Genomic DNA, 26,110 nt, shown 5'->3' with positions numbered 1-26,110 from the left:
CATGCCGCGTCAGCGGAATGCGGGCCGGGAACCAGCACAGGGCGTCGCGACGCGTCGATCTGGATCGACAAGTGCCGCTGACGGCAAAGGCACCCAGCACGATCTGCCGAACACCCTGAAACAGCAAAACCCGCGGCCTCTCGGCCGCGGGTTCAAATCCGTCCGCGCTGCGCCGATCAGGCGGCGGTGCGCTTGCGGGCTTCCTGCTTGGTGTCGACGCCGGCCGCTTTGATCTCGGACAGCTTCTGCGCGACGTTGCGCGAGAACACGAATTCGGCCGGGCGCTGGTTCTCCAGGCTGACCTCGGGGGCCATCGTGCCCTCGGTCTTGATGCCGCGGATCGCGTGGACCAGCGGCTTCCAGGGCTTGCGGACCGAATCGACCACCGAGGAAGCCTCGTAGCCCGAGTGGACCATGCAGTCGGCGCACTTCTCGTAGTTGCCGGTGCCGTAGGAATCCCAGTCGGTGGTCTCCATTAGCTCCTTGAAGGTCGCCGCGTAGCCCTCGCCGAGCAGGTAGCAGGGCTTCTGCCACCCGAACACGGTGCGGGTCGGGTTGCCCCACGGGGTGCAATGGTAGGTCTGATTGCCGGCCAGGAAGTCGAGGAACAGGCCCGACTGCTGGAAGGTCCACTTCTCGCGGCCCTTCTCCTTGCCGTGCCGGAACACGCCGCGGAACAGGTCCTTGGTCGCCTTGCGGTTCAGGAAGTGCTTCTGGTCGGGGGCGCGCTCGTAGGCGTAGCCCGGGGAGACGGTGATGCCGTCGATGCCCATGCGGGTCACGCTGTCGAAGAAGTCGGCGATCTTCTCCGGCTTCGAGTTGTTGAAGAAGGTGCAGTTGATGGTGACGCGGAAGCCCATTTCCTTGGCCTTCGCGATCGCCGCCACCGCTTTGTCGTAGACACCGCGCTGGCACACCGACTGGTCGTGCATCTCCTTGTCGCCGTCCAGATGGATCGACCAGGTGAAGTACGGGCTCGGCTTGTACTCCTTGATCTTCTTCTCGAGGAGCAGCGCGTTCGTGCAGACGATCGCGAATTTCTTCTGGGCGATGATGCCCTCGACGATCTGCGGCAGGTCCTTGTGCAGGAGCGGCTCGCCGCCGGCGATCACCACCACAGGGGCGCCGCACTCGCGCACCGATTCGAGCGCGTCGGCCACCGGCAGGCGTTTGTTGAGGATCTCGTCCGGGTAATCGATCTTGCCGCAGCCGGCGCAGGCCAGGTTACACCGGAACAGCGGCTCCATCATCATCACGAGCGGGTAACGCTTGCGACCGGTGAGGTGCTGTTTCAGGATGTAGCCGCCGATCTTCGCGACGTACCGGAGGGGGATACCCAAGATTGCGGCTCCTTCACTTCGTCGGCCCCGGGGCGTTCGGGGTGCTTAACACGAAAAAAAACGCGATTTCCAGCGATCTAGCTTGGAACTAATCTCATTCGGCCCTGTTTCGGCGGGGCCATGACATCTTATTCCGTGCCTGACGCAACGGCGCCACATGATCCACGGATACGGGCTCCGCGGACGAGGGCCTGAGCCCTTGAGGACAGCACGTGCATTGCGTCGGCAATGCGACCGGATCGTCAAGAATTCAGGTGCAGCGCCGAAGATGGTGTGCGCCAACGCACATAGGCTGGGCATAGACCGCGCCGGGGCCGCCGCGTTGCAATCTGGCACAGCCCTCTTTACTGAGCCCCATGTCGGCGATGCAAGCTGTGGCCTATGGCTGACGGCTGCGCCGCGATCCATATCGGCGGCGACCGGCGTGTGCACGCGCGTCGCGCGGCTGGGGCGGACCGTGTGTCGTTCATCGACCCCGGTTGGCGTCCAAGCGGATTGCGGGGCGGTCGGCGCGCGGGCTCTGAGCCTCGCCAAAGCCGGTCACCCGGATCCCGATGTGTTCGATGGCATGTGTCGGCTGCGCCGTGTGCGCGTCCGAGGCAAACAGGCAGGGTGCTCGTGATCGAAAGTCTCGTCGCGTTCTCGGTGCGGTATCGGTGGATCGTGCTCGCCCTCGTGGCGTTCGTCACGGTCGCGAGCACTGGAGTCGCGGCGCACCTGTTCCGGATCAACACCGATGTCGAGCGGCTGATCGATCCGAAGGAGCCGTGGCGCCAGGACGAGATCAACTTCGAGCAGGCCTTCCCGCAACGGTCGAACACCATCGTGGCGGTCATCAACGGCGAGACGCCCGAGGAGACTGAGGAAGCCGCCACCAACCTAGCCAAGGCGCTGACGGCCCACAAGAACCTGATCGAGACCGTCTATCGCCCGGATGGCGGCCCGTTCTTCGACAAGAACGGCCTGCTGCTGATGTCGCAGGCCGACCTCGACAAGACCCTCGAATCATTGACCCAGCAGCAGGGGCTGCTCGGCCCGCTCGCCGCCGACCCGTCGCTGCGCGGCGTGATGCGGGTGCTGACGCTGGGCGCCCGTGGCGTGAAGACCGGGGACGCCAAGCTGGAGGATCTCGAGAAGCCCATGGGGCAGATCGATGCCACCCTCCAGAAGGTGCTGGCCGGCCAGCCGGCGCGGATGTCCTGGCAGGAGCTTCTCTCCAACGGTGAGAGCAGCGTCACCGACAAGATGAAGTTCGTGGTCATCCAGCCGGTACTGGATTTCAACGCCCTGGAGCCCGGCTATCAGGCGACCAAGCTGATCCGGAACGTTGCCCAGGACCTCAAGATCGATTCCGAGCACGGCCTGCGCATGCGGCTCACCGGCACGGTCGCGGTGGCCGACGAGGAATTCGCGACGCTCTCGGAGGATGCCGGGATCAACAACAGCATCATCGTCGGGGCGATCGTGCTGTTCCTGTGGCTGGCCCTGCGCTCGGGCAAGCTCGTCGGCGCGGTGATCATCACCACCTTTGCGGGCCTCATCGTCACCGCCGCGCTCGGCCTCCTCATGGTCAAGGAGCTGAACCCGATCTCGGTGGCCTTCGCGGCCCTGTTCGTCGGACTCGGCATCGATTTCGGCATCCAGTTCTCGGTGCGCTACCGGGCCGACCGCTACGAGCAGCCGACCCTGGAGAGCGCGATCCGCGCCGCCGCCCGCGGAGTCGGCTGGTCGCTGACGCTCGCCGCAGTGTCGCTGGTGGCGGGCTTCTTCGCCTTCCTGCCCACCGCCTTCCGGGGCGTCTCGGAGCTGGGCCTGATTGCCGGCGTCGGCATGGTCGTGGCCTTCCTGTTCGCCCTGACGCTGCTGCCGGCGCTGATCGCGGTGTTCAAGCCCGAGGGCGAGAAGGCGGCGGTGCAGACCGATTGGCTGGTGGGCGTCGACCCCTGGATCATCCGCAACCGCAAGCCGATCCTGATCGCCGTCGGCCTCGTCACCCTGGCGGGGGCGCCGCTGCTCTGGCATCTGCCGTTCGATTCGAACCCGATGCACCTGCGCAGCCCGAAGACGCAGTCGATCGCGACGTATCTGGATCTCATCAAGAACCCCGAGACCAGCCCGAACTTCATCGACGTACTGGCCCCGAACGTCGAGGCGGTGCCGACCCTGTCGCAGAAGCTGATGGCACTGCCGGTCACGGCCTCGGTCAACAGCATCGACACCTTCGTGCCGCGCGACCAGGACAAGAAGCTCGCGCAGATCGCCGACACGGCGCAGCTCCTCGACCCGGTGCTCAACCCGGGCCGCCGGCCGCCTCCGCCCACCGACGCCGACAACGTCAAGGCACTCAAGGACGCCGCCACGGCCCTGAACGGCGTGTCGGGCGATGCCAAGGGGGACCAGAAGGGCGCCCAGGAGGCGAAGCAGCTCGCCGGCACGCTGGACAAGCTCGCCGCCGGGCCGGTGCAGCAGCGTGAGGCAGCCTCCGTCGCCCTGACCAAGGATCTCGTGCCGCTGCTCGCGCGTCTGCGCGACCTGCTGCACCCGGAGAAGATCACGCTGGAGAACCTGCCGCCGCAGTTGAAGGCCGATTGGGTGGCGGCGGACGGGCGCGCCCGCATCGAGGTCCATCCCAAGGGCGACTCGAACGACGATACGGTGCTGCGCACCTTCTCGGACGAGGTGCTGAAGGTTGCACCCCATGCCACCGGCGCGCCGGTCGCCACCACGCAATCGAGCTACACGATCCTGGGCGCCTTCGTGCAGGCGGCGGTGACGGCCTTCGTGCTGATCTTCGTCATCCTCTCGGTCGCCCTGCGCAAGCCCTGGGACGTCGCGATGACGTTGGGCCCGTTGGTCATCGCCACCCTCTGGACGCTGATGGCCTTGCGCCTCATCGGCATGCCCCTGAACTTCGCCAACATCATCGCCCTGCCGCTGATGCTCGCGGTGGGTGTGGCCTTCCATATCTACTACGTGATCGCGTGGCGGGCGGGCGTCACCGACATGCTGGCTTCTAGCCTGACGCGGGCGATCTTCTTCTCGGCGCTCACCACCGGCAGCGCCTTCGGATCGCTGGTCCTGTCGAGCCACCCGGGGACGGCGAGCATGGGCAAGCTGCTGGCGCTGTCGCTGTTCTTCACCCTGGTGGCGGCGTTCTTCGTGGTGCCGGCGACGCTGGGCGAGCCACCCGTGCAGCCCGACGAGGATCGACCCGAGGCCGAGAAGGCCGCCGGCGCGGCGCTCCGGAAGAGCACCGGGTTGAAGGATCCGGTGCCGGCGAAGTAGCCGGTCAGAGCGCCTTCTCGAAGAAGTGGTCCGGGTAGGGGTCGTCGTTGAACCGGTCGATCTCCACCCAACCCGACCGCCGGTAGAGCGTCAGCGCCTCGGGGAGGGCGCTGTTGGTGTCGAGCCGCAGCGTCCGGATGCCGAGGTCGCGGGCTGCCGCCTCGATCGCCTGCATCAGCCGCTTGGCGAGGCCGAGGCCCCGGGCGGCGGGATCGATCCAGAGCCGCTTGATCTCCGCGACCGGGCCGCCGCTCCCCTTCAGGCCGACGCACCCGACGGGCAAGCCATCCGCAACGGCGAGCAAGAAGGCGCCGCGGGGCCGCACCATGGCGGCGGCTTCGGGATCGCAGGACAAGGTGACGTCAAAGCCGCTCGCGAAGCGGGTCGCCAGCTCGGCATAGTAGGCGGCGAGGCAAGCACGGGCGCGCTCGCTTTCGGGGTCAACCTCCTCGACCGCGATGGTGTCGCGGCCCAGAGCAAGGGCGACCCGATCCATGGCGTGCAGGAGGGCGTCCGCCTGCGGCACACGTTCGAGAAGGTCGACGGCACGGGCATCCGACAGCGCCTCGTAGGCTTCGAACTCGCGCCGCCCCGCCGCGGTCAGGGACGCGACCCGGCGGCGGCCATCCGCAGGATGCGGCACCGTCACGATCAGTCCCTCATCTTCGAGACTTCGCAGGAGACGACTCATCAGGCCGGAATCCAGGCCGAGATAGGCGCGGATATCGCCGATCTCGGTGCGGCCGGCGCCGATGGCGTTCAGGACACGCGCGGCGCCTAAGGGTCGGCCGCGGCCGAGGAACGAGGAATCGAGCGCCCCAACCTCGGCGGTGACGGCGCGGGCGAACCGACGGATGCGGGCGATGTCGATCGTTTTCATGTTATCTGACTAAAGTCAGATATCGAAGCCGGTCAACCGAGGAAGTCGGAGAATCCGCCGCGCACCGCGCCCGACGTGTCGGCAGCCACCCGGGATGCGGGGGCGATCAGCGCATCCCGCTCGTCGGCATACCGATAGCCCGGAGCCTCGCCTGGGAAGCCGGCCGCTGTGGCCGGATGTGTGTAGAGCTCGGTCAGTCCGTCCGGGAGACGCTGCAGGAGCGCCGCCACGCGGGCCGGCGTCATGGCGCCGGACCACGCAAGGCCGAGGGTCCGGTCCGGAATCAGCAGCCCGGCCTGCCGGGCGCGCACGGCAAGCAGCGCCGCCCAGGGGGCGATATCGAGGGCGGCCCGCGGGCGGGCGCCGGGCTCGGCGCGGCGCAGGATCTCCCGCGGCTCCCGGGGCACCCGGATGGCGCGCATCCCGAAGGCGCGGCCGATACGCAGCACGGCGCCCGCGATCAGCGGATGGACGTGGAAATGCTTGTGGGCGTTGACGTGGTCCAGCGGCAGCCCGGTCGCCCGGTAGGCCTCGAACTGGGCGCGGATTTCGGCGGCGAGCTGACGCCGGGCCGCGGGCTTGCGAGCGAAATCGAGGCCGAGGCGGGCCATGTCGGCCCGCATCAGGCCGGCCGCGTCGGTCAGATCGGGCAGGTCCGCGGCGGGGAGGGTCGGCCATGCCTCCACGAGGACGAGGTGCAGCCCGACCCGCAGGGATGGCATCCGCTTGGCCCGCCCCACCGCGTCGGCGGCGGCCGGCGCCGAGACCATCAGGCTCGCCGCGGTCAGGATTCCCTCGCGATGCGCCTGCTCGACGGCCTCGTTGACCTCAAGGCTCAGCCCGAAATCATCCGCGGTGACGACCAGACGCTTCACGCAAACCTCGTAACGGGTGTCGAGAGGGCGAGCCCTCTCGCGGGTCCAGGGCGGAGCCCTGGGAAGAAGCGGGGCTCCGCCCCGCTCCCCGCCGGGGCCGTGGGCCCCGGACCCCTGACTTAGGCCGCCTTGGCGGTGCCCTGGCGCTCCTTGAGGAAGCGGTAGAACTCGACGCCCTCGCGCAGGCGGCGCTTCATCATGTCGGGCGAGCGCACCATCTCGCTGACGATCGAGGCGATCTTCGGCGCCCGGAAGTAGAACTTCTTGTAGAATTCCTCGACCGAGGTGAAGATCTCGGTGTGCGAGAGGTGCGGGTAGTGCAGCGGCGCGACCTGCACGCCGTTCTCGTCGACGAGCTCGGCGTTCTCGATGTCGAGCCAGCCATTCTCCACCGCCTGCTTGTACAGGAAGGTGCCCGGGTAGGGGGCCGCCAGCGAGACCTGGATCGTGTGCGGGTTGATCCGCTTGGCGAAGGCGATCGTCTCCTGGATCGTCTCCTTGGTCTCACCCGGCAGGCCGAGGATGAAGGTGCCGTGGATGGCGATACCCAGCTCGTGGCAATCCTTCGTGAATTTCTCCGCGACCTCGACCCGCATGCCCTTCTTGATGTTGTGCAGGATGGTCTGGTTGCCGGACTCGTAGCCGACCAGCAGCAGGCGCAGGCCGTTCTCCTTGAGCACCTTCAGGGTCTCACGCGGCACGTTCGCCTTGGCGTTGCACGACCACGTCACGCCGAGCTTGCCGAGCTCGCGGGCGATCTCCTCGGCGCGCGGCAGGTTGTCGGTGAAGGTGTCGTCGTCGAAGAAGAACTCCTTGGTCTGCGGGAACTCCTTCAGGCAGTACTTGATCTCCTCGATCACGTGAGCGACCGAGCGAGTGCGGTAGGTGTGGCCGCCGACCGTCTGCGGCCAGAGGCAGAAGGTGCAGCGGCTCTTGCAGCCCCGGCCCGAATAGAACGAGATGTAGGGGTGCTTCAGGTACCCGATGAAGTACTTCTCCATCTCCAGGTCGCGCTTGTAGACGCTGGTGACGAAGGGCAGCTGATCCATATCGGTCATGATCTCGCGGTCCTCGTTGTGGACCACGACACCGTTGGCATCGCGATAGGACAGCCCCTTGATCTCCGACATGGGGACGCCCTCGGCGACTTCCTTGACGGTGAAGTCGAACTCGTTGCGGGCACAGAAATCGACCACCGGGGCCTGGGCCATGGCGCCGGCCGCGTCGACCGCGACCTTGGCGCCGATCAGGCCGGCGATGAGCTTCGGGTTGGCGGCCTTGAGCGCCTCGATCGTCTTCACGTCCGACTTGAACGACGGCACCGAGGTGTGGAGCACGACGAGGTCGAAGTCGTTGGCCTGGGCCACGATCTCGGGAAGCTTGATGTTGTGCGGCGGCGCGTCGATCAGCTTTGAGTTCGGCACCAGCGCGGCCGGCTGGGCCAGCCAGGTCGGGTACCAGAACGACTTGATCTCGCGCTTGGCCTGGTAACGGGAGCCGGCGCCGCCGTCGAAACCGTCGAAGGTGGGGGCCTGGAGGAAGAGCGTGCGCATGGGGTTCAAGGCCTCAGGGCAGTGCGGGGGGAGGGGCGGAGGGGATTGGTGAGGATCAGCGGAGCGGCGCGCCGGCGTCGCTGCCGAGCTCCGCGTCGGGGATCAGGGTGCCATCCGCAACCACGTGATAATCATGACCTTTCCATGTCACCGCCCCCGACACGAAGGCCCAGGTGAAGTTCAGGAAGGAGAGGATGTCGCGGATCGGCAACAGTCCGTAGGGGTGCGGGGCGAGGCGGAAGGCCCGCTCGACCTGTCGGCAGAGCAGGATGCGGCTCGCCAGGGCGAAGCCGGCCACCGCGAGGGTGCCGATGCCCGCACCCGGCAGCAGCGCGGCCACGAGGGCCAGCGGGAACGCATGGGTGACGATCGAGCCGGCATAGCCCGCGGGATCGACGGTGCGGATGGTGCGGTTCCAGCGCAGCTCGTGCCGCCACAGGCCAGCAAGCTCGGTGTCGACGCTGGTGTGCCCGATGGTGAAGCTCGGGATCGCCACCCGGCCGCCGAGGCCGCGCAGCGCCGCGCCGATGGCATAGTCGTCGGCGAGGTCGTTGCGGAAGGTGCGGAAGCCCCCCACCGCCTCCAGGCTCGCCCGGGTGAAGGCGACCGTGGAGCCGAAACAGGGTTTGGCGAGCCCCAGGCTCAGGCCCATCACCACGTTCGGCAGAAAGTGCGTGTCGATCGCCAGCGTCGAGAGCCGGTCGTAGAGGCCCTGGAAGGCCGGCACCCCGTGATAGAGGCAGGTGACGCCGGTGACGCCCTCCTGCGACAGCTCGGCGACCAGACGTTCCAGGTAGTCGGGGCCGACCACCATGTCGCTGTCAGCCAGCACCACCACATCGTGGCCGATCCGCTCGGCCATGTTGATGAGGTTCGAGACCTTGCGGTTCGAGCCGTGCTGGCGGGCATCGATCACGAGGTCGATTCTCGCCGCTGGATAGGCCTGCTTCAGCTGCTCCACCACGCCGATCGCCGGATCGGTGGCCTTCTGGACGCCGAACACGATCTGGACCGGCCCGGCATAATCCTGGCGCAGGACGCTCTCGAGATTGGCGTAGAGCGACGGCTCCAGCCCGCAGAGGGGTTTCAGCACCGTCACGGAGGGCCGGGGAGCGCCGGGCGCCAGGGCAGGGACCGTGCGGGCCGCGTAGCGACCGGCGCAATAGGCGGCCGCCAGCCCGTAGAGGCAGCCCACCGCTGCCAGGATCAGGCAGATCAGCGAGAGCCACGAGAGGGCGAGCAGCGTCAGGGCGGAAACATCCATCCGGTCGGGTCCGTGCGATCGTCCCGCCGCCTCAGGCAGCAATGGCCGCGAACGGCCGGTTCAGGGCGGCAACAGGGGAGGCGCTCACGGCGTGGGCTTGGCCGCGAGCATGCCGTCAGCCCGCTGGCGCAGGAACTTCACGGCGCCGTCCGCCCCCCCCGCCTTCAGCGGCGCCGACAGGGCGGTGCGCTGGGCCGCAATCTCGCTCACGTCGCCGTTGAGCAGGACGTCCTGGATGCGGTTATTGGCATTCACGACGAAGTCGACCTCGGAATCGTCGCCGTCCGCCGCGGTGACGCGCGTCGGAACCACCCGCTGGGCGCCGCGCTCCTCGACGTTCGGGGTCACGTCGAACTTGCCCCCGGCGGCGCGGGCGAGGCGGTTGGCGTAGGTCACGGTCAGGCTGCGCTTGAACGCGTCGGTGACCGCCGCCTGCTGCTCCGGGGTGAAGCTCGACCATTTCGAGCCGACCGCGATGCGGGCCATGGCGGGGAAGTCGAAGGCCTTATCCATCGCCGGGCCCACGGCCGCGACCCGTGCGGGCAGGGGGCTGGGCCCATCCTTCAGCGCGGCCGAGAAGGCGGCGTAGAGGTCACGCACCGTCTGGACGGCGGGATCGTCCGCGGCCCATGCGGAAACCGGAACGAGGAGCGGTGCGGCGATCAGGGCGGCCGCAAGCCGGCGGGTCAGGCGCACTTCTTCAACTCCTCGCCGTCGCCGAGCCGCGCGCCCATCCGGGGCGGGGCGTAGCTGTAGAACGGCCCGAGTGTCGCAGGCTGGGAAACCCGCAGGGCGGTGCGTCCGGTCTCAGCATCCGCCGCACGCTCCTCCTCGGGGGCCTCTGCGCGCAGTTTGCTCTCGATCCGGTGCCAGAGCAGCAGGCTCGGCAGGCCGACGCCGAGATCGGCGAAGCGCTTGACCAGCGAGAGCGCGAGCGCCGCCTCGGCCGGGATGTTGAACAGGCCGCACAGGGCGATCAGGCCGCCCTCCTGGGCGCCCAGAGCCCCGGGCACCGCGAAGGCCGCCCCGCGGACCGCCTGAGCCAAGCTCTCGATCATCAGCGCCTGCGCGAAGTCGATCGGGTAGCCCATGAAATGCAGGCAGACATAGACCTCGAGGGTGCCGATCACCCAGCCGACGAAATGGACCACTAGCGCGGCCGCGAAGCGCGCATGGTTGGCATAGAGGCGGCGCAGGCTGTCGTAGAGCTGGTCGATCGCCCCGAAGGCACGCCATTCGCGGCCCGAGGCGAAGCGGCTGAGCAGGCCCTGGATCAGGCGGTGCCCGGCCCGGCGCTGGATCAGGTAGAAGGCACCGAGCGCCGGCACCGCCAGGGCGAGGCCGCCCTCCACGGTCCGGGCGATCGGCCCGTCGCCGCAGATCGCGACCAGCAGGGCGAGGCCGACAACCGTGAACAGGAGCTGCGTCAGCGCCTGGGTCATCAGGTCGACGAACATGCTGGCGCCCGCCAGCGCCCCCGGAACGCCGCGCTTGGACAGGAGGCGTGCGCCGACGAAATCGCCGCCGACCGTGGCCACCGGAAGCAGCGTGTTGATGCCCTCGCGCACGAAGCGCAGCGACACGCAGTCGGCGAGCCGGGCGGACCCTTTCGGAAATACGACGTGCCAGCCCATGCCCGCCCAGGCGACCGCCACGATGCGAGCCAGCACCACCAGGGCGGCACCCCAGCCGGCACTCACGACGGCGGCCGAAACGTCCTCGAGACCGGAGGACATGAACAGGCCGACGACCGTGCAGAGACCGGCGATCGAGGCCAAGGTCGTCAGGCGCTTCATTGTCGTCTTTCAAGCTCGCAACAGGCTTGATGCGGGAAATCGGTCACGGTCGCGGCAGAAATAGGTCAGCCGAGCCGAGAACGTTTCTGTCACGTTGCAGGACGGATGAGCGCTGTCTATCACCCGTTTAACACACCGGGAGCCAAAGCGGCGGCGGGGCTGAAGAGCCTGCGTAGAAGGCCGCGGCACGTCGCAGAAGGGGCACACGTCATGGAGCGCGAATCACCGATCACGGCCCTTGAGGCCGTGAGCGAGGACACGCATGCCGGCAGCTACGCGGGCGGAGCGGCGCCGGGCGTGCCCGCTCCCCACTCGCCGGTCATGGCCTGGAACGAGTGGGATCCGCTGGAGGAGGTGATCGTCGGCTCCCTCGATGGAGCCACCATCCCGACCCACCATCTCACGGTGATCTTCAACCTGCCGCGCGCCGCACAGCCGTTCTACCGGCTGGCGAGCGGCTGGAAGTATCCGAAGTTCATGAAGAAGCTCGCGCAGGCCGAGCTCGACAACTTCATCACCATCCTGGCCGGTGAGGGCGTGAAGGTCCGCCGCCCCGACGCGGTGGACTTTTCGAAAAAGTTCAAGGCGCCGCGCTGGTCGTCCCGGGGCTTCTGCGTGGCCTGCCCGCGCGATCCGTACCTCGTCATCGGCGACGAGATCATCGAGAGCCCGATGTGCTGGCGCTCCCGCTACTTCGAGGGCGACGCCTACCGCTCGCTGTTCAAGGAATACTTCCGGGCCGGCGCCCGCTGGACCTCGGCGCCGCGGCCGCAGCTGACCGACGATCTCTACAACTACGACTACCGGGTGCCGAACCTGAAGGCCGGCGAGCCCATGCAGTTCACCGTCAATGAGTTCGAGCCGGTCTTCGACGCCGCCGACTTCGTGCGCTGCGGCCGCGACCTGTTCGTGACCCGCTCGAACGTGACGAACCTGATGGGCATCGAGTGGCTGCGCCGCCACCTCGGCCCAGGCTTCCGCATCCACGAGATCGAGAGCCGCTGCCCGCAGCCGATGCACATCGACTCGTCGTTCATGCCGCTGGCCCCCGGCAAGGTGCTGGTGAACCCGGACTACGTCGATGTCGAGAAGCTGCCCGCCGTGCTCAAGAAGTGGGACGTGCTGATCGCGCCGCGCCCCGACCCGGTCGAGGGCTTCATGAGCAAGATCTCGATGTGCTCGCCCTGGACCTCGATCAACGTCCTGGCGATCACCGAGAAGAAGATCGTCGTCGACCAGAGCCAGCCGACGCTGATCAAGGCGCTCAAGGACTGGGGCTTCGATCCGATCCCGGCGCCGTTCCTGAGCTACGGCCCGTTCGGCGGCTCGTTCCATTGCGCCACCCTCGATGTGCGCCGCCGCGGGGTGTTGAAGTCGTACTTCTGAGATCCCGGGTGGCCCCATCCCGCGCTAGGCGAGGGGCCACCCGCACTTACCGCACCGCGATCCCTTCGATCAGCGCCTTATTGAACCCTTCCGGGTCGGACATCTGCGGCGCATGGCCGAGCTCGGGAAACTCCACGAGCCGCGCCCCCGGAATCGCCCGCGCGGCCGCCTTGCCCAACTCCGGATAGTGACCGAGGCTCGCCCGCACCTCCGGCGGGGCGAGATCCTTGCCGATCGCCGTATTGTCCTTCTGGCCGATCATCAGCAGCGTCGGCACCGCGATCTGCGGGAACCGGTAGAGCACCGGTTCGGTGACGATCATGTCGTAGACGAGCGCCGAATCCCACGCGACCGCAGCCTTGCCCGGACCGTTGTTGAGCCCTGCCAGCATCGTCACCCAGGGTTCGTAGCGCGCCTCCCAATGACCGGCGTAATAGGTCGCCGTCTCGTAGGCGCGGATCGACGCTGCCGAGACCTTCAGCTCGCGCTGGTACCATTGCTCCAGGGAGACCGGCGGCAGGCCCTTGGCGCTCCAATCCTCCAGGCCCACGGGATTGACCAGCACCAGCTGTTCGACCTCCCTCGGGTAGAGGAGGGCATAGTGCGCGGCGAGCATGCCGCCCGTCGAATGGCCGATCAGGATCGGGCGCTCGACACCCAGCGTCGCCAGCAGGGCGTGCGTGTTCTCGGCGAGCTGCCGGAAGGTGAATTGATAGGCCGCCGGCTTGCTCGACTTGCAGAAGCCGATCTGGTCGGGCGCGATCACCCGGTAGCCAGCGGCGCTCAGCGCCCGGATCTGGCTCTCCCAGGTGGCGGCGCAGAAATTCTTGCCGTGTAGCAGCACCGCGGTGCGGCCATTCGGGGTTTCGGCCGGGACATCGAGATAGGCCATCTGCAGCTCCTGGCGCTGCGACGGGAAGGTGAAGCGCTTCACCGGGAAGGGGTAGGCGAAGCCCTCCAGCTCCGCCCCGTAGGACGGCTCGGCGACACGCTCGGCCGACGCCGCGTCGGGGAGCGCCAGCGCGAGGATCGCGGCGGCGAGGATCGTTTGGAAGAGGGGCTGCATCGGAGCCTGCATGCGGGCGGCGCGCGAGGCCGCGCCGCCCGCACAGATCGAGCATCTGGGCGGTGCTGTCTACGTCCCCGGCCCACCCAGGCTCTCCCCTAGGTCCTCACGCGGGGCGGCGGTTGGGGCGATCCAGCCGCCCCGTGCCGGCCTCACGCTGCGGCCGAGCGTGACGCCTGCGCCGCATCGCGCTTGATGTACCAATCCTCGGACGTGGAGAAAGCCTTGAACCGGCGTTCGTAACCGTTCCGGTTCAGCACCGCGCCAAGGGCCTCGCTCTGCTGCGCGTCAGCGGCCGCAATGCTGAAGAGCGTGACGTCGCGCTCCGAGAAATCGAAGCGTTCCAATAGATCGACCGTATCGTCTTCGACGTTGATGCACATGTAGTCGATCGTTCGTGGCGCCTCGGCAGCCTGCAGGAAGCTGCGCAGCGTGACGCTCTCGACCTCGTACCGCTTCCCGCCCCGACGGGTGCCCTGGGTGGCTCGTCCGCCCGAGGAATCTTCGATCGTCCCCGCGTCGTTGAACAGGATCTTCAAGCCATCATCCGTGTAGATGAACTTGTTCGAGATGTAGCATGAGCGGCTGGCGCGCAGCTTGTCGAGGCGGCTGCGGGCCGGTTCCGCAATCGCGCCCTGCCAGCCGTAGGATTTTTCAAGCAGCAACGTGGTGCTGCCCTCACCGTCGGCAGCGCCGAACTCGACGAAATACCCGTTCCGCTTCTCCCCGAGCTCGAACAGGACCCAAAGATCCTGGAGGCGTGGGGCCTTGGAAAGCGAAGCTCTCCGGGCCGCGAAGGCGAGGAAATCGATCGGCTCGGCATAAGCCTCCTGGCCCGGACCGATGAGGCTCTTGATCTCCGAGATGGAGTCTTCAAGCGTGTCCCTAATCCCCAAGACCGACTTGAACACGATTTCAAGTTCGTTTTCCACGACTCGACTCCTTGGTACGCCCGCAACTCAATCACTGCGCACGGGACGTCAGCCTATGGGTTCGTTGAGACGAACGTCCGGCCTTCGTCCTGTGCAAACCACCCCGCAGCGCCGGGCGGCATCGACATCGGATCGCCCCGGAGCCGACCGCCCCGGCGATCACATCCTGACCGGCGCCCGCTCGGCACGCCCGGAACTTTTTCGGCCAACGATCATAGATCGGCATGGCCCCCTCTCTTCTCCGATCCGCCAGTTCCAGCACCAGCGGATGAGCGCGGATCGTCGTGGGACGGGGCCCGCACCCATCCAGGCGACGTTCACTCAGACCGTTCATGACCGCCTCACGCCAGCCCCATCATCGCCGGGCCACGATGCCGCATTCGGCCGTTCGAACCCGAGTCTCCCGTCTTATCCAGCGACGGTTGGCGACGATAGAACTATCAAACCTCATCTTTTCTGGTATTCGCATCACATTACCGGAAAACTCAGCGCTCACCAAAGTTTTCTACAGTAAATAAACCTGCTTGATCAGAATATTACTCTTCACTGAAGCCAATCTTGTGAGGATCTATTGCAGAGGATGCGGAGCAAGTCAATGATGAGGCTGCCGGAATCGATCTTAACGCTTGCTATCCTGAGCGGTCTTGCTTCCGTGCCAGCCCATGCGGCGGATGCCTGCGACGCGCTCGCCGCCAAGGTGATCCGTGAGACCGGTGCTTCGCTCGCCGGCCGGGCCGGCCCATTCGCGGTGTTCCGCGCCGAGGATGCCGAGCGGATGAGCCTCGATTGTCGGGCGCCCGCACGGATCACCGTGGCCTCCCGCGACCGGGAGCCGTCACAGGCCTATTTCATTCTGGTCGGCCGCGCGGCCCGGGCCGTTGCCGGAGCCGATCCCGCCGCCGCTGAGGTTCTGGCCCTCAACCTGCACCAGGCCAGCCTGCTTGCGGACGCCCCCCGCCGTGGAGGCTTCGGCAAGGCGCTGATGCTGTGCGAGACCGGGCCCCGGGCCGATGCCTTGCGGGACGATCTCACGGTCTGCCGGATCGCACCCCGGCCGGGGCGGTCGCGGAGCCGGCACGTAGGCTGAACCGCCGGCTCCGATTGCAAGGCGGTCCGGAACGGCGCTAGACCGGCCGCATGTCGAACACCGAACCATCCGGCGCCGTCGTTCAGGTCGGCAGCGCACGCTTTGCCAACCACCTGCCGCTCAGCCTGATCGCAGGCCCGTGCCAGCTGGAGGGGCGGGGCCACGCCCTGGAGATCGCCGCCGCGCTGAAGGAGATGACGGCGCGCGCCGGGATCGGGCTCGTGTTCAAGGCCTCCTTCGACAAGGCCAACCGCACCTCGGGCAGCGCCGCCCGCGGCGTCGGCCTGGACGAGGCGTTGCCGGTCTTCGCGGAGATTCGTGAGTCCCTGGGCCTGCCGGTCCTGACCGACGTGCACGCCGCCGAGCAGTGCGCCCGGGCCGCCGAGGCCGTGGACGTGCTTCAGATCCCGGCCTTCCTGTGCCGCCAGACCGACCTGCTCCTGGCGGCGGCGGCGACCGGCCGGGCGGTCAACATCAAGAAGGGCCAGTTCCTGGCGCCCTGGGACATGAAACACGTCGCCGCCAAGGTGACGCAGGCCGGCAACCCGAACGTCCTCGTCACCGAGCGGGGCGCCTCCTTCGGCTACAACACCCTGGTCTCGGACATGCGCAGCCTGCCGATCATGGCGCAGGTGACGGGCGGCGCACCGGTCGTGTTCGACGCGACCCATTCCGTCCAGCAGCCGGGCGGCCAGGGTGCGAGTTCCGGCGGTCAGCGGGAATTCGTCGCCGTGCTGGCCCGGGCCGCCGTAGCGGTGGGGGTGGCGGGGGTGTTCATCGAGACCCATCCCGATCCCGACCGGGCCCCCTCCGACGGCCCCAACATGGTGGCGCTGAAGCACATGCCGGCGCTGCTCGACGAACTGATCGCGTTCGACAGGCTGGCCAAGGTTCGCGCCGCGTAAGGCGGGGCATCCAGAAGGCGGGCCCTTTGGTGGGTCGTGCGGGCAAGGCCGTGACCAACCCCTGGACCCGCGAAAGGGCTCGCCCTTTCGACACTCGGATCAGGCGGGTGTCAGCACCTGGATCCGCAGGGGTTGGACGAGGCCGTAGCCCCCGTCCGCCGCGCGGTCCGCCGCACTCTCGAACGCCGCTTCCACCACAGCGTGCCGGGCCTCGATCACCGCCGCGCGTGCAGGGTCCACGGTGCAGACCCGCTTCAGGAAGGCATCGAGGCTCGCGAAACTTTCCCGCCGCTCGACGATGACATCGCGGCGGCACGCGAGCGTACCGTCGGCCACGGCGGCCGCGATCGCCTCCTGCGCGGCCGCCCGGACCGCGGTCTCGTCCTCGATCGGCCGCAGGGCGTCGAAGAAACTGCCCCTCGCCAGGGGTTCCACCACCACGAGCGACCCACCCGGAATCAGCACGCGCGCGGCCTCGCGCAGGGCTGCGGCGGGGTTGGGCACGTGATGCAGGGCGTTGAGCATCACGGCTCCGTCGAAGCTGGCATCGGGGAAGGGCAGGGCCTCGCCCGAGGCGGCCTCGAACCGCGCCTCCGGAACGGCGGCCCGGGCTTGGGCGAGGGCGGCCGGGCCCGGGTCGATGCCGGTCACCGCCGCGCCATCCTCGGCCAGCCGCTTGGCGAGGGTTCCGGCGCCGCACCCGATATCGAGAATCCGCCTATCGGCGAGCGGCGCGAAGGTCTTGCGGATCAGGGTCAGGGCGTCCATCGGTCGGTCCTCCACCGTTCCCATCTTTAGGGTCGGCGTAGGTCGGAGGCGATGCCCGCCGGTTGGCTGCGCCTCCGCGGGATTGCCGGCCGGCCGAGGCAGACGGGATTCCCCGGTACGGGAAAATCTTCTCAAGGTTTCGGATCGAATGGTCAAGCTCCCACCGCATCACCGCGCTGTGTTAACAATGAACCGCGGTTCATAATCGGACCTGTGTGCGGATCCGCACGCCAAGACCTTCCGAAACTTGGAACTGTCCCGTGACGGCTACGTTATTGGGCTAGTTCGATCGAGGATCGAGAAGGAACGTCATGCGCAAGATCGGTATCATCGCCACCGCCGCCGCCCTGGCCCTCGGCAGCGTCGCCGTCACATCGAGCGCCGAGGCCCGTCCCTACGGCTACCATGGCGGCTACGGCGGCTATGGCCACGGCTACTACCGCGGCCGTCGCGGCATCGGCACCGGCGCCGCCATCGGCCTCGGCATCGCCGGCCTTGCGGCCGGTGCGATCGCCGCCGGCGCGGCCCGCGACAGCTACTACGGCGGCGGCTATGGCTACGCCCCGTCCTATGGCTACGGCTACGCCCCGGTTTACGGTGGCTATGGCTACGCCACCCCGGGCTACGGCTACTACGGCTACGGCTACTAAGATCCGAGATCCGGATGGATCGGAGGCGACCGGCGCGAGCCGGTCGCCTTTCTTGTGTCCTCCGGCGATGCGCCGCCCGCCGGATTGGAAACGCAGCGGAGCGCGGTTCGAAAATTCATTGGCGCCGCAACCAAAGCTTGTATTCCTATGAGGTGATTGCATTCCACCCCAGGGTGCGACATCCTGCCCCCGTGCGGTCGACTCATGGGGAGACGGAAGTTGCCGATCATCGCTGCGGTTGTCGGAGCGATCCTCTCCGGGCTGGTCTACTGGTTCCGGTACGGCGACGGCATGGCGCAGATCGACTGCGCCCTGGCCGATCGACGCAATGCCAAGCGCCGTGCGGAGAGCGAGGCCGCCTTTCGGGCCGCACCGGTGCGCGCGATTCGAAACCCGATCGATGCAGCCGGCGTCCTGATGTATCGCGTCGCGCTCGCACGCGGCACGCCGACGCCGGAGCAGGAGGCGGCGATCGAGGCCGAGCTGCGCGCGATCGTACCGCCGGGCGACGATCTGGCGACACGGATGACCTATATCCGCCACGCGGCTCATCAGGTCGCGGATACCGACACGGCCCTTGGTCATCTCGCGCCGTTGCTGCGCCAGAAGCTCACGGCTTCGGAGCTGGCCGACCTCGAACGGATGCTCGCCAACATCGCGGCAATCCATCAGGGGCCGATCCCCGTGCAGGAAAGCCTGTTGGCCCGCACGAGGCGCAGTCTGATCCAGACGGAGTGAGGCCCCGACCGCCTTCGCGGCGCGAAGCCCGGACCGTCATCGCCCGCGATAGGGCGCAACCCCCGGATCGGGCAGCCACGCATTCTTGGGTAGCTCACCCGTCTGCCAGAACACGTCGATCGGGATGCCGCCGCGGGGATACCAGAACCCGCCGATGCGCAGGTAGCGCGGCTCCAGAAGGTCGCGAAGCCGCTTGCCGATCGCCACCGTGCAATCCTCGTGGAACGCACCGTGGTTGCGGAACGAACCGAGATAGAGCTTCAGCGACTTCGACTCCACGAGCCAGTCGCCCGGCACGTAGTCGATGACCAGGATGGCGAAGTCGGGCTGCCCCGTCACCGGACAGATCGAGGTGAATTCGGGTGCGGTGAACCGGGCTACGTAGTCCGTATCGGCGTGCGGATTCGGCACCCGGTCGAGGCGAGCATCCTCGGGGGAAGTCGGCAGGGGCGCTGGCTGGCCGAGCTGGAGGTCATTGGGCATCGTCATGGCGCGCGTATAGAACGCCGCGCCGCGCGGCGCATCCCTTGGCCCACCCCTTGGCGCATCCCTCGACGCCGCGGCCATTTTCCGGTGCCGGCGCTCCGACGCTTTAGCCGCGGGACACACAAGTCGACCGCCCGCCTGCGCTTGCCGCCGAACGCGGCTTGCTGGATAAGCCGCCGCGATGCGCCGCCCCCCAGATTGGGATGCGACCGCCGACCCGCGGCCCCCGCGAGAGGACGTTCTATGACCGCGATCACCAATATCAGCGCCCGCGAGATCCTCGACAGCCGCGGCAATCCCACGGTCGAGGTGGACGTGATTCTGGAAGACGGCTCCTTCGGCCGCGCCGCGGTCCCCTCAGGCGCCTCCACGGGCGCCCACGAGGCGGTGGAGCTGCGCGACGGCGACAAGGGTCGCTTCCTCGGCAAGGGCGTGCTCAAGGCGGTCGAGGCGGCCCAGACCGAGATCCTCGACGCGATCGGCGGCATGGAGGCCGAAGATCAGGTCGCGGTCGACGAGGCGATGATCGAGCTCGACGGCACGCCCAACAAGGCGCGGCTCGGCGCCAACGCGATCCTGGGCGTGTCGCTGGCGGTGGCCAAGGCCGCGGCCGAGGCTTCGGGCCTGCCGCTCTACCGCTACGTCGGCGGCGTGCAGGGCCGGGTGCTGCCGGTGCCGATGATGAACATCATCAACGGCGGCGCACATGCCGATAACCCGATCGACTTCCAGGAATTCATGATCATGCCGGTGGGCGCCGATTCGCTCGCCGAGGCCGTGCGCATGGGCTCCGAGGTGTTCCACACCCTCAAGGGCAAGCTGAAGAAGGCCGGGCACAACACCAATGTCGGCGATGAGGGCGGTTTCGCCCCGAACCTGCCCTCGGCCGAGGCGGCCCTCGACTTCGTGATGGACGCGATCAGCGCCGCCGGCTTCACGCCGGGCCAGGACATCGCGCTCGCCCTCGACTGCGCCGCCACCGAGTTCTTCAAGGGCGGCGGCTACGCCTATGAGGGCGAGGGGACGACCCGCACCATCGAGGCGCAGGTCGATTACCTCGCCCAGCTGGTGGATGCCTACCCGATCGTCTCGATCGAGGACGGTATGTCGGAGGACGACTGGGCCGGCTGGAAGCTGCTGACCGAGAAGATCGGCGACCGGTGCCAGCTCGTGGGCGACGACCTGTTCGTCACCAATGTCGAGCGCCTGTCGCGGGGCATCGGGGAGGGCACGGCGAACTCGATCCTCATCAAGGTCAACCAGATCGGCACGCTCACCGAGACCCTGGCGGCGGTCGATATGGCCCAGCGCGCCGGCTACACCGCGGTGATGTCGCACCGCTCGGGCGAGACCGAGGATTCGACCATCGCCGACCTCGCGGTCGCCACCAATTGCGGGCAGATCAAGACCGGCTCGCTCGCCCGCTCGGACAGACTGGCCAAGTACAACCAGCTGATCCGGATCGAGGAGGGCCTCGGCCCGCAGGCGCTCTACGCCGGCCCCGCCGCGCTCAAGCAGCTCGCCCGGCGCTGAAGACGCGCAGGCCCACCTTGCCGGAGCCAGGTGGGCCTTGTGGTTCGCGCAGCGAAGACGCAGCGCAGCGCCGCGCTTGAAAAGGACGCGCTGGTTCTGTCACGAACCGCGACCTCGTCCCGCACCGGTGGCATGGCAGCGGAACCTGACCCGGGAGCCGGCACAGAGACAAGCCGCGCCCGCGGCACAGGTTGAATCAGACGGGCGCTTCGCGACGTCCCGTGCCGGATCCCGGAACGCATCCACGGGCGCGGCATGCACCCCCGGTAGAGGGCGGCACCTCAAGCGATCCACTCGGCGCTCGACGACAAGGCTGACCCTCACTCGTCCGGTACGGTCCAGACCCGCATCGGGCGCGACAGGCCGCGCAATTCGATCGTCCCGACCGGCTCCAGCCGCCGCGCGCAGCGCTCGGCGAAAGCCTCCGACACGAGGAGGTCGTGGCCCAGCGCCGCGCATTGGCTCTCGATCCGGCTGGCCTCGTTGACCGCCCGTCCGATGATCGTGAAATCGAGGCGCCGCTCGGTCCCAACATTGCCGTAGATCACCGTCCCGAAATGCACGACGCACTCGGCCGCGAGTTCGGGCAGCCCCGCTGCGCGCCGGCGGTCATTGAGCGTCGCGTTGGCGGCGAGGCCTTCGATCGCGGCATCCAGGGCTGCGCCGCAGACCGGGCAGGGGAGGGTGCCGGCATCCGGGACCGGGAAGATCGCCAGGAACCCGTCGCCCAAGAACTTCAGGATCTCGCCGCCGTGCCGCTCCACCGGATCGCCGAGGGCGTCGAAATGCGCATTGAGCCACGTGACCATGTCGGCGGGGTCCACCCGGTCGGCCAGGGCGGTGAAGCCGCGCAAATCCGTGAGCAGGATGGCCGCCGGCACGGCGCGTCCCTCGCCCCGCCGGATCTGGCCGTTGAGGATGCGCTCGGCGGTGGACCGGCCGAGATAGGTCGCCGACACCTCGCGGAAGGTGTGGGCCAAGCCCATCTTGGCGATCGCCAGGGTCAGGAACGGCAGCACGTCGGCGATGGCTGACAGGTGCGCCGCGCTGAAGCCGGCAGCCTCGCGGGTGCAGAATGAGACCGCGATGCCTTGCAGCGCCGTGCCGGGGGCGAAGGCGACGATGTGCAGGACGTAGTCGACCCCGCCCTGCGCACCCAGCGCCTGCAGGACCGGAAAGTCCGCTTCCAGCTCAGGGGCATCCAGGCGCCAGCGGCCAAAAGTCTCGCCGGTTTCCACCAGGGCGTAGACGGGGCTCAGGAGCCAGTCGCTCTCCTCGTCGGCGCCGTAGGCGTTGGCGATGAAGGACATACCCTCGCCCGCGTGCCAGTTGAGGCTGACGCCGCGCAACGTCGGGTCCAGGGCCGGGGCCATGACGCTGACCCGCCAGACCGGGATGCCGGCCTCGACCAGCGTCTCGCAGAAGCCGGAGAGCAGGGTGTCGTGGTCGTCGGTCGCCGTGGCGTGCTCGGCGATCCAGCGCCTCAGATGCGTCAGGTCCATCCCTCAGGCTCGCCCTTTGTTCGTATCGGTCGCGGACCATGATCGAAGAGATCCGTTAACCTTTCCGCGCGAGGGTCACGCCATGGTCGTGCGCCGCCGAGTCAGAATGGTCGTGTTGCCGCTGGGTCTCTGGACCCTGTCGGCGCTCGTGGTCGGTTATTTCGTGTGGCAGGCCGAGAGCGGCAACCGCGGTTTGGAAGCCAAGAAGGTTCTCAAGATCCGCGCCTACCAGCTCACCCAGGAGCTGAACGCCGTGAAGGCCGAGCGGGCCACCTGGGAGCACCGGGTCGCCCTCCTCAAGAGCGATCAGATCGACCGCGACCTGTTGGAGGAACGCGCGCGGATCGTGCTCGGGCGCGTCCATACCAACGACGTGGTCATCATCACGCCGTGATTGCGGCGCGGCCGAGCGCCGCCCTCCTGAAAGCCTTCTGACAACAACGGCTTCCTGTCAGAGCGGCGACCCTCGCTTTCCAACCGGCGCTGTCCTACACCCCCCGAAGTCGCGTGGAATCATGGGGAGTGCGCCGATGGATGCCGCCAAGGAGCCCGCCAAGGACGCTGCGTCCTCGGCTTCGCAGGCCGGAAGTCCTCAGGTCGCGGAGGCGCACAAGCCGGCGCCCAACATGCCGCAATTCACGCGGGACGAAGACCTCCACGCCTATCACGAGATGCTGCTGATCCGGCGCTTCGAGGAGAAGGCCGGCCAGCTCTACGGCATGGGCCTGATCGGCGGCTTCTGCCACCTGTATATCGGCCAGGAGGCCGTGGTGATCGGGATGCAGATGGCCTCGGTCGAGGGCGACCAGGTCATCACCGGCTACCGCGACCACGGCCACATGCTGGCCTGCGGCATGGACCCGAAGGGCGTCATGGCCGAGCTGACCGGCCGCCGCGGCGGCTACAGCCGCGGCAAGGGCGGATCGATGCACATGTTCAGCCGCGAGAAGCAGTTCTTCGGCGGCCACGGCATCGTCGGCGCGCAGGTCTCCCTCGGCACCGGCCTCGCCTTCGCCGACCATTACCGGGAGAACGGCAAGGTCAGCCTGACCTATATGGGCGACGGCGCCGCCAACCAGGGACAGGTCTACGAGAGCTTCAACATGGCGGCCCTCTGGAAGCTGCCGGTCGTATACGTGATCGAGAACAACCGCTACGCCATGGGCACCTCGGTGGCCCGGGCCTCGGCGCAGACCGACTTCTCGAAGCGCGGCCTCTCCTTCGGCATTCCGGGCGAGCAGGTCGACGGCATGGACGTGCGCACGGTCCGCGAAGCCGCCACCCGGGCGATCGAGCATGCCCGCACCGGCCAGGGCCCCTACATCCTGGAGATGCAGACCTACCGCTACCGCGGCCACTCCATGTCCGATCCGGCCAAGTACCGGACCAAGGACGAGGTCTCGAAGATGCGCGACGAGCACGATCCGATCGAGATGGTGCGCAAGCGCCTGCTCGAGCTGCACGGCGTGCCGGAGACCGAGCTGAAGGCGACCGACGCCAAGGTCCGCGAGATCGTCAACGCTTCGGCCGAGTTCGCCACCAACGATCCCGAGCCCGATCCGTCCGAGCTGTGGACCGATATTTTGCTGGACGCGCACGCCTGAGCGCGTCGCCGACGACGCTGGCCGCCCCCTATTGAGAATCCGACCGCAGAGCTGAGCATGGCGACCGACATCCTGATGCCCGCCCTCTCCCCGACCATGGAGGAGGGCAAGCTCGCCAAGTGGCTGAAGAAAGAGGGCGATCCGATCAAGTCCGGCGACGTGCTGGCCGAGATCGAGACCGACAAGGCCACCATGGAGGTGGAGGCCATCGACGAGGGCGTGCTCGCCAAGATCCTGATCGCGGAGGGCACCGAGGGTGTGGCGGTCAACACGCCGATCGCCGTGATCGCGGGCGAAGGCGAGGACCCGGCGACCGTCCAGTCCGGCGGCGCGCCGAAGCCCAACGGTGCGGGTGGCCATCCCGCACCCACGCCCGACATGCAGGCCGAGGGCATGGCCGACAAGGCCGCCCCCGCAGCGAAGTCTGGCGACGATGCTCCTAAGGCACCGGCGGCGCCGGCGGTCATCACCAACAAGGCCGACGAGCCGGTGATGGAGGAGTTCCCGGCCGGCACGCCGATGGTCACCACCACGGTGCGCGAGGCCCTGCGCGACGCCATGGCGGAGGAGATGCGCCGCGACGGCGACGTCTTCGTCATGGGCGAGGAGGTCGCCGAGTACCAGGGCGCCTACAAGATCACGCAAGGTTTGCTGCAGGAATTCGGCGCCAAGCGGGTGGTCGACACCCCGATCACCGAGCACGGCTTCGCGGGCATCGGCGTGGGCGCGGCGTTGGCCGGCCTGAAGCCGATCATCGAGTTCATGACCTTCAACTTCGCCATGCAGGCGATCGACCACATCATCAACTCGGCGGCCAAGACGCTCTACATGTCCGGCGGCCAGCTCGGTTGCCCGATCGTGTTCCGCGGCCCCAACGGCGCGGCCGCCCGGGTCGGCGCCCAGCACAGCCACGATTATGCCGCGTGGTATTCCAACGTGCCGGGCCTGAAGGTGATCGCGCCCTACACGGCGTCCGACGCCAAGGGCCTGCTCAAGGCCGCGATCCGCGACCCGAACCCGGTGATCTTCCTTGAGAACGAGATCCTGTACGGCCAGTCCTTTCCGGTGCCGCAGCTCGACGATTTCGTGCTGCCGATCGGCAAGGCGCGGATCCACCGCCCCGGCACGGACGTGACCATCGTCTCCTTCGCCATCGGCATGACCTACGCGCTCAAGGCCGCCCAGATCCTGGCCGAGCAGGGGATCGAGGCCGAGGTGATCGACCTGCGCACGATCCGCCCGATGGATTCCGAGACGGTGGTCAAGTCGGTGAAGAAGACCGGCCGCTGCATCACCGTGGAGGAGGGGTTCCCGCAATCGGGCATCGGCGCCGAGATCGTGGCGCGGCTGATGGCCGACGCCTTCGACTACCTCGACGCCCCGGTCCTGCGCATCACCGGCAAGGACGTGCCGATGCCCTATGCGGCCAATCTGGAGAAGCTGGCGCTGCCGAACGTGGCGGAGGTCGTCGAGGCCGCCAAGAGCGTCTGCTACAAGTGACGGGCGCGCGGGCGACGCTGTCGCCCGCCCCGGCCAGGATCGAGGAACAGCCGGCGCGCCATGAGCCAGGATTCCAGCAGCGACTTCGCCGAACTCGCCATCCCGCCCGACGCCCTGGAACAGGGCGGCATCGAGGTGTTGCGCGCGGCCGTGGTGGATGGCGCGGTGAGCGTGGCGCTGCGCCGCTCCTTCGATGACCCGGCCACCTGGGGCCGGCTGCTGATCGACCTCGCCCGGCAGGCGGCCCGCGCCTACGCGCTGGAGACCGACATGTCCGAGGAGGAGGCGCTGGAGCGCATCCGCGCCGGCTGGGAGGCCGAGGGGCTCGACCCCGGCGGCCTCAACTGACGATGGCGGCCAACCATGGCTGAGGCGGCTGATCGGCAGGCGACCTACGCGGATCTGGAGGCGGTCCCGGAGCATCGCGTCGCCGAGATCATCGATGGCGTGCTGGAGACGCATCCGCGGCCCCGGCCCCGTCATGCCAGCGCAGCCGTGCGGCTCGGCGGCGAGCTGGACCTTACCTTCAGCCGGGGACGCGGTGGTCCTGGCGGCTGGATTTTCATGATCGAGCCGGAGCTTCATCTCGGATCCCAGATCGTGGTGCCCGATCTCGCGGGTTGGCGCCGCTCGCGAATGCCGACCGAGCCCGAGGGCGCCTATATCGAGATCGCGCCGGATTGGGTGTGCGAGATCCTCTCGCCCTCCACGACCCGCCTCGATCGCGGTCCGAAGCGCCGCATCTATGCGGAGGCCGGAATTAGCCACCTCTGGCTGCTCGATCCGGCCGCGGGCGTGCTGGAAGGCTTCGCCCTCGCGGACGGGCGCTGGGTGCTCCTTGCCACGATCGAGCGCGGCGAGACCGTGGCGCTGCCACCCTACGACGCCGTGCCGTTCCCCTTCGACGACCTCTTTCCCTTCGACGATCCGGCCGCCCCGGCCCAGCCCGAGACCTGATGC

General features: G+C 68.1%; 24 protein-coding genes. 12 read left to right on the top strand and 12 right to left on the bottom strand.

Translation table 11 applies throughout. From position 1 onward, the window contains the following. Window positions 1-176: 176 nt before the first annotated feature. Window positions 177-1,340 (bottom strand): adenosyl-hopene transferase HpnH, encoded by a 1,164-nt coding sequence (hpnH, locus tag BLQ49_RS25980; RefSeq protein WP_091721744.1) that lies wholly within the window; start codon window positions 1,338-1,340, stop codon window positions 177-179. Window positions 1,341-1,958: 618 nt separating this feature from the next. Between hpnH and BLQ49_RS25975 the strand changes: the two genes are divergently transcribed. Continuing rightward, window positions 1,959-4,625: an MMPL family transporter gene (locus BLQ49_RS25975; protein WP_091721787.1), complete on the top strand. Its 2,667-nt coding sequence runs from the start codon at window positions 1,959-1,961 to the stop codon at window positions 4,623-4,625. Between the two features lie 4 nt (window positions 4,626-4,629). On the opposite strand, the gene BLQ49_RS25970 is transcribed toward BLQ49_RS25975, so the two are convergent. From BLQ49_RS25970 to BLQ49_RS25945, 6 genes are all read right to left on the bottom strand, one after another. After that, window positions 4,630-5,505 carry a bifunctional helix-turn-helix transcriptional regulator/GNAT family N-acetyltransferase gene (locus tag BLQ49_RS25970; RefSeq protein ID WP_091721741.1) on the bottom strand — a complete coding sequence of 292 codons (876 nt, stop codon included), beginning with the start codon at window positions 5,503-5,505 and terminating at the stop codon, window positions 4,630-4,632. Between the two features lie 32 nt (window positions 5,506-5,537). Continuing rightward, window positions 5,538-6,380, bottom strand: a complete 843-nt coding sequence (gene hpnK / locus BLQ49_RS25965) for a hopanoid biosynthesis-associated protein HpnK (protein WP_091721738.1) — start codon at window positions 6,378-6,380, stop codon at window positions 5,538-5,540. 119 nt (window positions 6,381-6,499) lie between these two features. After that, entirely contained in the window at window positions 6,500-7,933 is a 1,434-nt protein-coding gene (gene hpnJ, locus BLQ49_RS25960) for a hopanoid biosynthesis associated radical SAM protein HpnJ (protein WP_091721736.1), read from the bottom strand. Window positions 7,934-7,988: 55 nt separating this feature from the next. Further along, window positions 7,989-9,197, bottom strand: a complete 1,209-nt coding sequence (gene hpnI, locus BLQ49_RS25955) for a bacteriohopanetetrol glucosamine biosynthesis glycosyltransferase HpnI (protein WP_091721733.1) — start codon at window positions 9,195-9,197, stop codon at window positions 7,989-7,991. Between the two features lie 84 nt (window positions 9,198-9,281). Next, window positions 9,282-9,893: an MlaC/ttg2D family ABC transporter substrate-binding protein gene (locus BLQ49_RS25950; protein ID WP_091721730.1), complete on the bottom strand. Its 612-nt coding sequence runs from the start codon at window positions 9,891-9,893 to the stop codon at window positions 9,282-9,284. After that, the gene (locus BLQ49_RS25945; RefSeq protein ID WP_091721728.1) at window positions 9,884-10,993 is read right to left on the bottom strand and encodes a flippase-like domain-containing protein; all 1,110 of its coding nucleotides are present in this window, start codon (window positions 10,991-10,993) and stop codon (window positions 9,884-9,886) included. Before BLQ49_RS25945 ends, BLQ49_RS25950 begins: the two co-directional genes overlap by 10 nt. A 210-nt stretch (window positions 10,994-11,203) precedes the next feature. Here BLQ49_RS25945 and BLQ49_RS25940 point away from each other — a divergent pair, with 210 nt between their 5' ends. Beyond that, entirely contained in the window at window positions 11,204-12,379 is a 1,176-nt protein-coding gene (locus tag BLQ49_RS25940; RefSeq protein ID WP_091721725.1) for an amidinotransferase, read from the top strand. Window positions 12,380-12,425: 46 nt separating this feature from the next. On the opposite strand, the gene BLQ49_RS25935 is transcribed toward BLQ49_RS25940, so the two are convergent. Next, a complete protein-coding gene (locus BLQ49_RS25935; RefSeq protein WP_091721785.1) occupies window positions 12,426-13,445 on the bottom strand; it encodes an alpha/beta fold hydrolase in 1,020 nt (339 codons plus the stop codon). Window positions 13,446-13,597: 152 nt separating this feature from the next. After that, window positions 13,598-14,377: an FkbM family methyltransferase gene (locus tag BLQ49_RS25930; protein WP_091721723.1), complete on the bottom strand. Its 780-nt coding sequence runs from the start codon at window positions 14,375-14,377 to the stop codon at window positions 13,598-13,600. A gap of 652 nt (window positions 14,378-15,029) precedes the next feature. Here BLQ49_RS25930 and BLQ49_RS25925 point away from each other — a divergent pair. Both BLQ49_RS25925 and kdsA read left to right on the top strand, forming a co-directional pair. Next, window positions 15,030-15,464 (top strand): hypothetical protein, encoded by a 435-nt coding sequence (locus BLQ49_RS25925; RefSeq protein WP_244507765.1) that lies wholly within the window; start codon window positions 15,030-15,032, stop codon window positions 15,462-15,464. A gap of 50 nt (window positions 15,465-15,514) precedes the next feature. Further along, a complete protein-coding gene (gene kdsA, locus BLQ49_RS25920) occupies window positions 15,515-16,369 on the top strand; it encodes a 3-deoxy-8-phosphooctulonate synthase (RefSeq protein ID WP_091721717.1) in 855 nt (284 codons plus the stop codon). A 99-nt stretch (window positions 16,370-16,468) separates the two neighbouring features. On the opposite strand, the gene BLQ49_RS25915 is transcribed toward kdsA, so the two are convergent. Beyond that, a complete protein-coding gene (locus BLQ49_RS25915) occupies window positions 16,469-17,137 on the bottom strand; it encodes a class I SAM-dependent methyltransferase (RefSeq protein WP_091721715.1) in 669 nt (222 codons plus the stop codon). Window positions 17,138-17,448: 311 nt separating this feature from the next. Between BLQ49_RS25915 and BLQ49_RS25910 the strand changes: the two genes are divergently transcribed. Beyond that, window positions 17,449-17,787 carry a hypothetical protein gene (locus BLQ49_RS25910; protein WP_091721712.1) on the top strand — a complete coding sequence of 113 codons (339 nt, stop codon included), beginning with the start codon at window positions 17,449-17,451 and terminating at the stop codon, window positions 17,785-17,787. 291 nt (window positions 17,788-18,078) lie between these two features. After that, window positions 18,079-18,525, top strand: coding sequence for a hypothetical protein (locus BLQ49_RS25905; protein ID WP_244507764.1), 447 nt, complete (start codon window positions 18,079-18,081; stop codon window positions 18,523-18,525). Window positions 18,526-18,561: 36 nt separating this feature from the next. On the opposite strand, the gene queF is transcribed toward BLQ49_RS25905, so the two are convergent. Beyond that, the gene (queF, locus tag BLQ49_RS25900; RefSeq protein ID WP_091721707.1) at window positions 18,562-19,014 is read right to left on the bottom strand and encodes a preQ(1) synthase; all 453 of its coding nucleotides are present in this window, start codon (window positions 19,012-19,014) and stop codon (window positions 18,562-18,564) included. A 240-nt stretch (window positions 19,015-19,254) separates the two neighbouring features. Here queF and eno point away from each other — a divergent pair, with 240 nt between their 5' ends. Beyond that, the gene (eno, locus tag BLQ49_RS25895) at window positions 19,255-20,544 is read left to right on the top strand and encodes a phosphopyruvate hydratase (protein WP_091721704.1); all 1,290 of its coding nucleotides are present in this window, start codon (window positions 19,255-19,257) and stop codon (window positions 20,542-20,544) included. A 320-nt stretch (window positions 20,545-20,864) separates the two neighbouring features. On the opposite strand, the gene BLQ49_RS25890 is transcribed toward eno, so the two are convergent. Beyond that, window positions 20,865-22,046 carry an adenylate/guanylate cyclase domain-containing protein gene (locus tag BLQ49_RS25890; protein WP_091721701.1) on the bottom strand — a complete coding sequence of 394 codons (1,182 nt, stop codon included), beginning with the start codon at window positions 22,044-22,046 and terminating at the stop codon, window positions 20,865-20,867. A gap of 82 nt (window positions 22,047-22,128) precedes the next feature. Here BLQ49_RS25890 and BLQ49_RS25885 point away from each other — a divergent pair, with 82 nt between their 5' ends. From BLQ49_RS25885 to BLQ49_RS25865, 5 genes are all read left to right on the top strand, one after another. Further along, window positions 22,129-22,440, top strand: a complete 312-nt coding sequence (locus BLQ49_RS25885; protein ID WP_091721699.1) for an FtsB family cell division protein — start codon at window positions 22,129-22,131, stop codon at window positions 22,438-22,440. Window positions 22,441-22,576: 136 nt separating this feature from the next. After that, window positions 22,577-23,650: a pyruvate dehydrogenase (acetyl-transferring) E1 component subunit alpha gene (gene pdhA, locus BLQ49_RS25880; protein WP_091721696.1), complete on the top strand. Its 1,074-nt coding sequence runs from the start codon at window positions 22,577-22,579 to the stop codon at window positions 23,648-23,650. Between the two features lie 57 nt (window positions 23,651-23,707). Next, window positions 23,708-25,150, top strand: a complete 1,443-nt coding sequence (locus BLQ49_RS25875) for a pyruvate dehydrogenase complex E1 component subunit beta (protein WP_091721693.1) — start codon at window positions 23,708-23,710, stop codon at window positions 25,148-25,150. A gap of 60 nt (window positions 25,151-25,210) precedes the next feature. Beyond that, complete coding sequence (locus BLQ49_RS25870; RefSeq protein WP_091721690.1) at window positions 25,211-25,498, top strand: DUF5076 domain-containing protein; 288 nt, start codon at window positions 25,211-25,213, stop codon at window positions 25,496-25,498. Between the two features lie 15 nt (window positions 25,499-25,513). Then, window positions 25,514-26,107 carry a Uma2 family endonuclease gene (locus tag BLQ49_RS25865; RefSeq protein ID WP_091721687.1) on the top strand — a complete coding sequence of 198 codons (594 nt, stop codon included), beginning with the start codon at window positions 25,514-25,516 and terminating at the stop codon, window positions 26,105-26,107. Window positions 26,108-26,110 lie beyond the last annotated feature (3 nt).

Origin of the sequence: Methylobacterium phyllostachyos, from assembly GCF_900103445.1 — a bacterium.
Taxonomy (GTDB): Bacteria; Pseudomonadota; Alphaproteobacteria; order Rhizobiales; family Beijerinckiaceae; genus Methylobacterium; species Methylobacterium phyllostachyos.
Note: the sequence above shows the minus strand (reverse complement) of the source record. Positions and strands in the feature narration are given on the sequence as shown.